This is a genomic window from Massilibacteroides sp., assembly GCF_028705895.1.
Classification (GTDB): domain Bacteria; phylum Bacteroidota; class Bacteroidia; order Bacteroidales; family Tannerellaceae; genus Massilibacteroides.
Map to the genome: position 1 here is coordinate 23714 of NZ_JAQWCQ010000047.1, position 6395 is coordinate 30108.

The following is a 6395-nucleotide window of genomic DNA, read 5'->3' on the forward strand; positions in this document are numbered from 1 at the left end:
TCAGTTTGCCGAAAAGGTTTGACCGGTTTACCGAGGCTCTTGGTTTAGTTTGCCGAAGAGCCTCGGCAAACTAAACCAAGAGCCTTAAATTTATTTTATATACAATTTCTTATTTTTTTGCCTCTCTTTCAAATACATATCTTAACAGGTCATAATTATACTCAGTCAAAGTAAGTTTTCATTCTTCACTAAATACGTTTGTTTTATATCATTTTTCATATATTTGCTTAAGCTAACTTTATTTAATGTAGAACGACCAACAACCCTGTATATGATTATCAGACTCAAGTTATTGTTGATAACTTTATTAACACTATCCCTTTATCTAGCACATGATATAAATGCGCAGGACTATATTTGTTTTATTGAAAAATCACAAAAGACAAAGGAAACATCGGATGTGCAGACTAAATACGAAACTGACAAAAAAGAAAGTCTAATTCAACAACAAAGGCAGATCCTTATATTTTTATCAACTTTATGTGTTTTAGCCATCGTTACCATTTCTTTAATTATACGATGGAAACGTACCCTATTGCTTCTGAGTCATAAGCAAAAGAAAATTGTTGAATTACAAAAGGCAGAGGCGCGATTACAAATGCATGGGCTAAAAGAGACAAAGACAATAAAGAAGGAACGAGATGAATTGGTTGATAAAGTAACCACATTAGTAAAAGAAAATCTATTGGCTTACCCTGAGGAAAGGGATAAATATCTGGAGAGACTGCAACGAATAGATAAAGACAGTCTTTTCATATTAAAGAAAAGAAACATAAGTGATCTCCGGATACAATACTGTATTTGTTTTGGAATAGGCATGAAAAAGGAACACGTTTCTTTATGTTATAATATTACAGACCACGCTATCAGAAAGCATAAATCAAATATCAAAAGAGATCTCGGACTGGAGAAGGACGATAATTTAGATAGCTATCTTTTCGAATTGTTCTTTAATCAGCAGTAATTTTTTCCTGTTCCAAAGCAACTAATTAATGTTAGCAAAAAGTTATATTCGCAGAATGCAGGATGGTAATGCTCTTAAATCAAATACAGAATAATATAACATGAAAACACAAAAACCGGTTGTAATAGGAATAGGTGAGTTGCTTTGGGATATGTTGCCGGGGGGACGACGAGCGGGAGGCGCACCTGTCAATTTTGTATATCATGCGTCATGTCTTGGCGCGGAAGGGCATGCGATAAGTGCTGTCGGCAATGATGATGATGGAGAGGAAATAATTCGGGAACTGGGACGAAACGGCATAAACTATTGGGTGCCTAAAGTGGATTTTCCGACAGGGTATGTGCCCGTCACACTTAGAGACGGGATACCCTCCTATGTCATTACGGAAAACGTAGCCTGGGATTATATTCCATTGACAGAAGAAGCAGTCAGTCTGGTAAAACGTGCGGATGCGATCTGTTTCGGAACATTGGCACAGCGTAGTAAGACATCACGTGAGACAATCAACGCCTTGATCGGTCTGACACCGGCTGAGGCTTTGCGCGTTTTTGATATTAATATACGTCAGCATTATTACTCTAAAGAACTGATTGAGGCTTCACTGAGAAAAGCCTCCGTCTTTAAGATAAATGACGAAGAATTGGTTCTACTTTGTGACCTGTTCTGTCTGGGAAGCGACAATGAGAAAGCTTGTCGTTTCCTACTCGACACCTTCCGCCTCTCACACCTTATACTTACTGCCGGAAGCGAATACAGCACTGTTTACACAAGCGATATTGTTTCCACAATTCCCACTCCACGCGTCAAGGTCTTGGACACGGTAGGAGCCGGAGATTCATTTACAGGCGCATTTATCTATTCATTGCTTACAGGAATGAATGTTAAAGAAGCACATGAACAAGCAGTTAAGACAGCTGCTTTTGTATGTACACAGGCCGGCGCATGGGTAACGTATTAACTTTCGACTTTTTATCTTTAGGTACGTATAATAGAGAAAAGATGCTCAATGAATTCTATTCAGATAGATCAATATATCAAATTATGTCTGCAAGGCGACACAAATGCCTTCAGACATCTTTTATCTGAATACCAACAGATGGTCTATACGCTTGCCTTCAGGATGCTTTGTAATGAGACGGATGCTGAGGACGTAACGCAGGATGTGTTCATAAAGGTCTGGCAGAATATCGGGAAATATAATAACACATATAAGTTTTCTACCTGGTTATATAAAATCACCGCAAACCTCTGCTATGACAGACTCAGATCTGTCAAAAACAAAGAGCAGGTGGGGCTCTCCGGATTAACGATTAATTCGGACACGGATATTCTCGGCTCAATACATAACAAAGAGCTAAAAGCGCTGATTCTACAAACAACAGAACGTCTGACGCCGAAGCAAAAGCAAGTATTTATACTTAGCGATATTGAAGAATTGGATATTAAGGAGATAAGTATTATCACCCAAATGTCTCCCTCTCAGATTAAAAGTAATCTATACTTAGCCAGAAAGTATATTAAATCAAAACTTAAGCCTTATGAATGAAGTAGATAAATCATACAATGATTTGCTGAGTAAAATCAGGGGCATTCAGCCGGAAATAATAGATTCGTCTGCATTGACCGAAAGAATAATGAAGAATATGACTTTGCCTGCTCCCAGCAGAAAGCCCAGACTTTTAGCCAGGTATTTCTTATGGGCTTCTTCAGTTGCCTGCTTCTTTTTTGCTGTCCTTTTCTATTCTCAATACAGTGAAACGAAAGCAGGGATACCCCAAAGTCAGGCAAAGTTTGAACCCAATTTCAGCAGACTCTCGCAGTTGCACGAAATCAGACAAGATACTCCGGCTTTGGGTCAATTAAACTGCTTAATCAGAAGTAGAGAGCAAAAAAAGGAGATGCGTAAAGCATTATTTCATACGAGTAATAAAGAATAACTAATTCATGGTCAAGATTATGAAAACAACGAAGATATTTCTGACGATTCTCATCGTCCTGTTAGCCATGTCATCTTGCGAAACCTACTATAAGGTAGTCACAACGATTGATAAAGAGTCGCATACGCAACGGGAAGTATATGCACTTGCAGATTCGGTTTTTCTAAAGGGAGATCAATCAGCAACCCCTTTCTTGTTTAATGTTAATAACGGCTGGACGTTAACCTACTTGGATTCGACTGTTTCAAACAAATTTATGGGACACGAGATGAAGTTCAATATCATGGCAAGTAAAGAGGCGATTTGTTTAGCCGATTATTCAGAAAACGGGGGCATAACGGGAATAAATCGTTCATTTTTCTCTCCTGTTGAGTCATTAACCAAACAGTTTAGGTGGTTCTACACGTACTATTCTTTTAAAGCCGTTTACAAGAAATTAGAGGCTGAGATACCTGTTTCCATTGATAACTACTTAACTAAAGAGGAACAGAGACTTTGGACACAGGGGGATATTGAAGCTCTTAAAGGATATAACGGATCAGAGATAACAAGCATATTAAGCGACATCGAAACCAAATTTATTGACTGGTTTCATCGGAATTGTTTTGAGGTCAGCCTGACTCTTATCAATGAGAAATCAAACGAAAACGATTTTTCTGACGTAGATAAAGATCAATTGTTCAATGATATTCGGAAAAGAGAAAACGGAGACGATATTGAGCCGGGAAATGTCTGTATTGCTTTGGATCAGTATTATAAGACAACCCGATATTCCGAACTGTATAAAGCTAAAAAAGAAGAATTTGACGCAGACTTCGAAACTGAAACAAGTTTAGTAAATGCCATCAATATCGTTTTATGCTACGAACTGAATGTTCCGTACACTATTTTAAATGCGAATACGAATAATGTTAGTCGCACTAATATAAAGTGGAAAATAGACGGACTGAGACTATTGACAAATGATTATACTGCAACAGCAACATACAGAGCATCAAATATCTGGGCATTTATAGTAACCGGTGGGGTTATTCTTTTCACAATAGTCGGTTTCATCGCCTTCTTTCGAAACAGAAAAAGTTAAACAGAATCTTTTATGAAAAAATCAGGATTCTGAAGGGGCATTAGTAATTAATAGCCGAAACCCATCGCCACGGATCGTTTGTATCTCTGCGGAAATATCTTCTTTCAGGTATTTCCGTATTTTTGCAATAAAAACATCCAGACTACGCGCGGTATAAAAGCTATTATCCCCCCAAAGAGTGGTGAGTATATCTTCTTTCCTGACCACCTCTCCTTTCTTTTCGATCAGAAGTTTTAATATCTTTACTTCACGATCCGTCAACTGAATTTTTTCCCGTTTCCCAACTCAAGAGATCGTATTTGCGTATCTAATTGAGATGTTCCGAAAGTATATTTGTGATCGGTGTGCGTTGTCACCTGATTCTCTTTTATTCTTCTCAACAGTACCAAAATCTGGATATTCAACTCTTCAGGAAGATAAGGCTTCCGGATAAAATTATCGGCTCCAAGATTAAGACCGTCAATCAGATCTTTGGGATTCTTGCGGGCTGATGCAAAAATAATCGGAGTATGTACGTCTGTTTCTCTGATCTTCTTCACCATCTCGAATCCGCTCATCTGCGGCATCTCCACGTCGGCAACAATGATATCCGGATGTATTTTATTATATACACTAATCCCTTCTATACCATTTGTAGCCGTATGTATTTCATATTTTCCCAATAATTCAAGGCTACCTTTCAGCATAAAAGACAGCGAATCATCATCTTCAACAAGTAAAAGCTTAATCATGTCCATTTTTTCTTTCATTTACAATTGTTAAACAGAAGTGAACAGTAAAGAAAAACTGTCTTTGCAATTTAATTATTTTTTTCAACAATCATACAGATTATGAAGAATAATCAAGGCCAATACTCCCAAAAAACTAATTTATTTCCTGGGTGTTTATTTTTCACAATTCATCTTGCAGGTTATTAAACTCATCTTTTCCAATTACTTTCACCAGCAATGGAATAACCATCGTAAATTCACTGCCTTCTCCCTTATTGCTGTAAACAGCAACCGTACCCTGATGTGCCAGTGCCACATGTTTCACATAGTTAAGACCTAATCCAAATCCTTTTGCCCCTCTACGAAAGATAGCTCCTCCCCTTTCAAATTTATTGAATATTTTTTCTTGTTCTTTTTCCGAAATGCCAAAACCGTCATCTTTTATCCGGATATACAACATTGTACCTCGCACTTCACACGTAATACGGACAATAACAGAATCTCCAGAATATTTGATCGCATTATCTACCAGATTACTGATTGACTGACTAATCAATGTTTCATCAATCAACAAAGGATTATCCGAGAGGGAGAACGCTGTCTTAAACTCGACCCTTTTCTTCGCTGACACCGAGTAAGTCTCCGTAATTTTTCGCACAATGGCAGGCAGATCTACTTCCGTTCGTATCACCTCCATCTTTTTCTCTTCAAAACGGGCTATACTAAGAATACGATCGACCAACGTCTTTATGTTCAGCACTTGGTCAATGGCAATTGAAGTAGCCTGTTTTCCAAACTCAGGATTCTTTTCAAAAAGGCCATTGGCATAATTCGAAAGCGTTATGTGAATCGTACTCAACGGACTTTTCAGATCATGAATAAGCGCCTGACTAAAGTCCTCACGGAGTTTATTTAGACGGTATTGGTTGTAGGCAAAGCGAATTTGAACAATAAGAGCAATCATTAAAACAAGAAGCATGATAAAGGAAGCAACCGTCAAGCCAATCATTTGTTTTAAAACAACGGGAACTGAAATGTCTGCAATTAGTTGTACATAATTCTTATGAACAATGGGGATTGTTTCGGATACAAAAAGTCCCTTTTTATCATGTAATCCGGCTCCACCCACCTTTTCCAAAAGAACTCCCGTAGAGTCTTTATAGCAGATCTGATAGTCTAATTGATAATTAGCTAGTGTCAGTTCTTTTTGAAACAAACTATCTAACTGACCTAAATCAAAATAAAAACCAGCAAGAACCAATACGTGTTGTAAAGGGCTGTCATTAAAACTATCTTCTATATCAAGAGTAATCATTGAAGCATTAGAAAGATCTTTTTCTTTAATCTCCTCGGTAGAAATATAGAGCCCCTTATCTTCTTCACTATTACCCTCCATTTCTTTTTTGAAGCGTATAGACATCTCATCTTTAACACTCTTCTCCAAAAAACTATTAAGGTTTATATAGATTCTTTCTTTTTCTAATTGATAAGTATTATAAAGCCACACAGATTGAAAAATCAATAACAATAACACTGAAAAAACAAATATAATACTAATGATTCGAATATTCATAAACACTATTAACCGACTAAAATTCCAGACAGTCGGATTTGTTTAATTACACGGTCTGTATCGTGTTATATTTCTTTTTTTCGAAACCCTACCCCCTGTTTATAAAGCCAGCCTAAGCTGGATTCCA

8 protein-coding genes are annotated in these 6395 nt (G+C 37.3%); 5 read left to right on the plus strand and 3 right to left on the minus strand.

The window, feature by feature from the left end; all coding sequences use genetic code 11:
• The first annotated feature begins 271 nt into the window (after window positions 1-271).
• The 5 genes from PHT93_RS11575 to PHT93_RS11595 all read left to right on the plus strand — a co-directional run bounded on the left by PHT93_RS11575 (window position 272) and on the right by PHT93_RS11595 (window position 3985).
• Entirely contained in the window at window positions 272-964 is a 693-nt protein-coding gene (locus tag PHT93_RS11575; RefSeq protein ID WP_300243067.1) for a hypothetical protein, read from the plus strand.
• A 100-nt stretch (window positions 965-1064) separates the two neighbouring features.
• Window positions 1065-1922: a carbohydrate kinase gene (locus PHT93_RS11580; protein ID WP_300243069.1), complete on the plus strand. Its 858-nt coding sequence runs from the start codon at window positions 1065-1067 to the stop codon at window positions 1920-1922.
• Window positions 1923-1970: 48 nt separating this feature from the next.
• Complete coding sequence (locus PHT93_RS11585) at window positions 1971-2510, plus strand: RNA polymerase sigma factor (protein WP_300243071.1); 540 nt, start codon at window positions 1971-1973, stop codon at window positions 2508-2510.
• Entirely contained in the window at window positions 2503-2901 is a 399-nt protein-coding gene (locus PHT93_RS11590) for a hypothetical protein (protein WP_300243072.1), read from the plus strand. Before PHT93_RS11585 ends, PHT93_RS11590 begins: the two co-directional genes overlap by 8 nt.
• Before the next feature lie 19 nt (window positions 2902-2920).
• Window positions 2921-3985 carry a hypothetical protein gene (locus PHT93_RS11595; protein WP_300243074.1) on the plus strand — a complete coding sequence of 355 codons (1065 nt, stop codon included), beginning with the start codon at window positions 2921-2923 and terminating at the stop codon, window positions 3983-3985.
• A gap of 21 nt (window positions 3986-4006) precedes the next feature.
• Here PHT93_RS11595 and PHT93_RS11600 read toward each other — a convergent pair whose 3' ends face one another.
• From PHT93_RS11600 to PHT93_RS11610, 3 genes are all read right to left on the minus strand, one after another.
• Complete coding sequence (locus tag PHT93_RS11600; protein ID WP_300243076.1) at window positions 4007-4246, minus strand: helix-turn-helix domain-containing protein; 240 nt, start codon at window positions 4244-4246, stop codon at window positions 4007-4009.
• Complete coding sequence (locus PHT93_RS11605) at window positions 4243-4734, minus strand: response regulator (RefSeq protein WP_300243078.1); 492 nt, start codon at window positions 4732-4734, stop codon at window positions 4243-4245. The genes PHT93_RS11600 and PHT93_RS11605 overlap by 4 nt, the downstream gene beginning before the upstream one ends.
• Before the next feature lie 142 nt (window positions 4735-4876).
• A complete protein-coding gene (locus PHT93_RS11610; protein WP_300243080.1) occupies window positions 4877-6139 on the minus strand; it encodes a HAMP domain-containing sensor histidine kinase in 1263 nt (420 codons plus the stop codon).
• Window positions 6140-6395: the final 256 nt, after the last annotated feature.

Coding starts and splice junctions, on each gene's coding strand:
- PHT93_RS11585 (WP_300243071.1), top strand. CDS start 1,971: ATGAATTCTATTCAGATAGATCAATATATCAAATTATGTCTGCAAGGC.
- PHT93_RS11590 (WP_300243072.1), top strand. CDS start 2,503: ATGAATGAAGTAGATAAATCATACAATGATTTGCTGAGTAAAATCAGG.
- PHT93_RS11580 (WP_300243069.1), top strand. CDS start 1,065: ATGAAAACACAAAAACCGGTTGTAATAGGAATAGGTGAGTTGCTTTGG.
- PHT93_RS11605 (WP_300243078.1), bottom strand. CDS start 4,734: ATGAAAGAAAAAATGGACATGATTAAGCTTTTACTTGTTGAAGATGAT.
- PHT93_RS11575 (WP_300243067.1), top strand. CDS start 272: ATGATTATCAGACTCAAGTTATTGTTGATAACTTTATTAACACTATCC.
- PHT93_RS11595 (WP_300243074.1), top strand. CDS start 2,921: ATGAAAACAACGAAGATATTTCTGACGATTCTCATCGTCCTGTTAGCC.